The organism is uncultured Proteiniphilum sp. (assembly GCF_937873925.1).
Classification (GTDB): domain Bacteria; phylum Bacteroidota; class Bacteroidia; order Bacteroidales; family Dysgonomonadaceae; genus Proteiniphilum.
The window spans coordinates 1-4,769 of the sequence record NZ_CALNAT010000191.1 but is presented as its reverse complement, the minus strand read 5'-3'; the positions used below and the strand labels follow the sequence as shown (position 1 = coordinate 4,769).

Here is a 4,769-nt window from a genome sequence, read left to right as displayed (position 1 = left end):
AAGTAAAATTGTTTCCATAAGCGGAACGAACATTTTTATTGTAAAAATCACTTATTTCTACCACCCTGTCATACCAAAAATTATCTTCGGAAATACGATCCATACTATATGTTTTGCCGTTATAACATGGGATACCCGTCCGTGCGAAGGTAATGGCCATCCTTGTTAATTCCACTTTTCGAGGTTCTTCATAATACAATTCACGTGCTCTTTCGTCCAATACCGCTCCAACTTGTTGTGATTGAATATCCGAAGCCGTATACATATATTGAGCGTTCGCTCTTTCCCGGATCACATTGATATCATTGGCAGCATTTTGCCATTCGTTTTTCCAAATATAAGCTTCAGCCCTGAGCAAATAAGTTTCAGCTAAACGAAAAATATAAAAATCACCTGGGCCCCCTTGAGGTTGTACTCTGTCAGGATCAGGGTACCATATTTTATAGTGTGGCCAGCCAAACCAGCACCGGATAGTGTCTTGACATAAAATGCCTCCCTGTTCATTATATAACTGTAGATTTTTCCCATACCACTCATTTCCACTATTCCTTAGCGCCGGATTATTATAAACTAACATTTCCATGGTAATCCAATTCTCATTATCCGTTCTGTGACGATAATCAGAAAAATCTTCTTCTCCATCAATTGTCCATACACTCTTTTGTGTATAATAAGTAGGGCGAATACGAGCAATTCCTCTTCCATATTTTTCCACAAGCCCTATTTCATTTCTAGCCGCATCCGATAATCCATTAGCACCATTCGGCGTTTTTATAGCACCTGTCAGTCCAAAATTGGGAACTGCATTCCTCATAGCATTTACCCCGGAAGTATTTCCATCAATCCCATATCTATCGATAGTTAACAAGAGGCCTTCTGTATTTGCTGACAGACTTTTATTTTCAATGCGGAACATATCCCAAACTACATCTTTATCCATCAGGTCCTTATCCGATCCGAAACGTTCGGTACATAATTTATGTACACTACCGTTTATTACCTCTGTTGTTATCCGTATCGCATCATCAAACCGCCCCTCTAATAAATAATATTTGGCAAGTAAATGTTTACAGGCTGCTTTTGTTACCTGCCCGGCATTCGTTTGATTTGCTTCAGGCACATGCTGTATGGCAAACTCCAGGTCTTCAATCATTTTCAACCAAATGGACTCTTTGGTAGTGGTATAATAATCCACTTTAGGCTCGGACGCTTCTTCTAACACGAGAGGAACATCCCCATACTGTAGCGTTTTCATATAATAACGATAAGCTCTCATAAAATAGGCGCTTCCCAACAGTTTATTTTTCGATTCTTCTGATTTAAAAGAAGCCTCATCGATCCGATTGATAACTGTATTGCAGTCTTTTATATTAATATACGAATTATCCCAATACCAGCCGATTCTTGTATAAGCCAAGTCGTTATTTATTCCGTCCGGCAGCATTTGGTTATCCAAGTCTTGCCATGGTGTCGCTTTATCGGTCGTGCCGTCAACAGCAACATCCGAATATTTCAGATTGGTTAAGAATGGAGCCTGATCGGTGCAAAATTCACCTCTAAAACTGGTCAAAGCTTTATCTAATACAGCTTGCAGACCGGCCTCATCAATTAATACGTTTTCTGGAGCATAGAACGATAATGGTTTAGGATCCAAAAAATCTGCTCCACATGCGGTAAGTAAACAACCGACAAAAGAGAGCACCAGTACTTTATATTTCATGATTGTTTTCATATGATTATTTTATTGTTTTATTTCGGTATATGGAACCTTTGATGTTTAAAATAATCATTCCCTTCGGGTGTTTAACGATTATCTTAAACATGTCGGTTTCATATTTCTATTTAATATTAAGTTTTTATCAAAGTGTCATATTCAAGCCAAAAGTAAAAATTCTCTGAGAACGTGTCCCATTCTCAGGATCGCCAAATTTCCATTTAGGTGCCCACACGGCTGCATTTCGGACATTGCAGGTCAGTTTCAGATTGGAGATTGGTGTTCTATTCAATACTTTCGGGGGTATTTTATAAGCAATAGCCACATTTTCTAAACGAATATATGATTTACTGAACCATACATTATAGGATACTCCTTTAGCTGGTGCCGATCTCAATCTTGCATAGTCATCTAACTGGTTATCAGGTGTCCAATAAGGAATATCCCATGAATTACAACGATCTTCTATATGATTATCATGTTTAGCCAAATTATAACTTGCTTTATGTCCCCATAAAGAATATAAAACAAAGGAGAACTCAAAATCCCGGTATAAATTAAAAGTATTAGAAAGCGTCCACGAGAACCGGGGTGTTTGGTAACCTAAAAACTGCTTGTCATCGTCAGTCAACAACCCGTCATTATTTACATCTTCCAATCGGAAATCTCCAGGTGCCTGATTCCATTTGGCAGCTTCTTCTTCCTCCCCGATTTTCCATGTACCTAAAATTTTATAATCCCATATCACATCTTTTGCTTGACCAATAAACCAATTATTCGTCTTATCATCAGGTTCTTTTTGTCCTATCAGATTCCCATTACTATCAAAAACATCATATTTCTCACCTGTAATGGAAATAATTTTATTACGATTTAGAGAAAAAATCAGATTAGATGTCCATTCGATATTTGGTTTTTTCAAATTAAGGCTACTCAAAGAAAACTCGAATCCTTTATTTTTAATTTCTCCCAAATTGGCGTAAACTCTATTAAAACCCGTAATCGTAGGAAGCTGTCGGTTTACCAGGACATCGGTGGTCGACATATTGTAAGCTTCAATCTTTCCGGTAAGAATGCCGTTCAATATCCTGAAATCTATTGCAAAATTATATGCCTCTGTCCTTTCCCATTTAAGTTTCTTATTGCCCATCGTATTTATCTCTAAAGTAGGTATAGTGATCGGATTTCCATTTCCTTCTGCATTCAGTGATTTTCCTGTTATGATCCTCGACAAAGCCGCGTAATTATTAATATCCCTGTTGCCGTTACTTCCCCACGAAGCCCTGAATTTCAAGTAATCAATAAATGGCACTTTAAAAAAATCCTCCTCAGACAAAACCCATCCTAAAGCAGTAGCCGGAAACGTGGCATGGGGATTGGAATATCCGAATAATGACGAACCGTCCCGGCGTACAGAAGCGGTCAACAGGTATTTATTCTTGTAAATATAATTCATCCGGGCCATCAATGCATCCGACGTACTTACCACATCGTTACTCGATATTACCGGTAATGTCCCCACAGACATATCATGGTAACCCAGAACATCATTCGGACTAAAATTCTGATTCTCCATTTTTTCGGTGTCATTCCTGAACTTTTCGAAATTGGCCAGTAAAGTTACATCTACTTTGTGATCCTTTAAGAAAACCCGATTCCAGTTAATAACATTATCCACCTGCCACTCTCTGCGTAAAGAATTTTCACGGGAAGCAAGACCACCAAACAAATTCCATTGAGGATGTTCTGACGAATCATGTATATGATTATGATAAGAAACAAATCGGGTAGTATAATTCAAGGTATAAACGATACCGAAAGGCAATTCTATAATAGAATATATTTTAGGGAAAAAGGTGAAATATTCCATTTCACGGGTCCTGTATTTTCTTTGTAATAACGGATGAAACGCTTGATTGTCTTCATTAGGATATAACCTCATTGTCTCTTCGTCACCCTCATAAAAAGAACTGTAAGGAGTCAAAGACTTATATTGTCCATCATTGACAGGAACAGAGCTTTCATCCCGATAAGAAAACTGCGCGTTCAGCCCGACTTTTAGGAATTGAGCCGGCTTTCCCTCGATACTCACTCTTGAACGTACAGTTGAGAACTCGTCTCCTATAGCCAATGACTTATTATCCATATATCCCAATGACCAATAATAGGAAAAGTCTTCTTTTTTACCCGAAAGGCTTATATTATAATCTTGGCGGGGGCCATTTTGAAAAATATGATCTTCCCAGTCAATATTTTTCCCTACTTTGTAATTCTCAATCTCCAACCCAGTCAATTTAATACCTGACAACCAGGCATCGACAAGATTATCCGACGTAGTACTATGATAAGCCATCCATTCATTAAGATATTGTGAATCAATCGTGCGGGGATCATCAAATGGACTCCACGGCGTTTGAGATACGGTTGCACTATAAACTGATTTAGCCATATCAGAACGCCATTTGATAAAACCATCTTTGTCGTAAGGTTTAACCCGGTTTGCCGCTGTAGCCATTCCGATTATTCCACTGAAATTGATGATCGGTTTTGATGTTTGTCCTCTCTTTGTTGTAATAGCCACTACGCCATTGGTAGCCCGTGACCCATAAACAGCAGCAGAACTAGCATCTTTCATAATATCTAGTGTCTCGATATCGTTCGGGTTGATGTCTGATACATCACCGTTATAAATAACTCCATCGACAACAATAAGTGGACCCGATCCGGCAGTCAGCGTGTTATCTCCTCGGATCATCATATCACCGCCACCCTTGGCCGAGACGGAATAGCCGACATTCATTCCCGGAACACTTGTCCGTAACAGGTCGCTAACATTCGAGGGAGTATAATTCTGCATACTTTCGGCTTTCACCTGCGAGATTGATCCTGTCAGGTCGCTTTTTTTAGCGATACCATATCCTACTACAACCACTTCTTCCAATATTTCCGCATCTTCTTCTAATACTACATTTAAGGTTGTTCTTCCATTAAGAGAGATGACCTGTGTTCTCATACCTACATAAGAAACTTCCAACGCCGCATCCGGATCTACATT

2 protein-coding genes are annotated in these 4,769 nt (G+C 38.9%); both read right to left on the bottom strand.

Features of this window, described 5'->3' with window-relative positions; all coding sequences use genetic code 11:
* A partial coding sequence (locus Q0502_RS13170; RefSeq protein ID WP_298651437.1) for a RagB/SusD family nutrient uptake outer membrane protein occupies window positions 1-1,732 on the bottom strand: 1,732 nt, incomplete at its 3' end.
* Between the two features lie 127 nt (window positions 1,733-1,859).
* Window positions 1,860-4,769, bottom strand: a 2,910-nt coding sequence (locus Q0502_RS13165) for a SusC/RagA family TonB-linked outer membrane protein (protein WP_298651436.1), incomplete at its 5' end; no start/stop codon positions are given.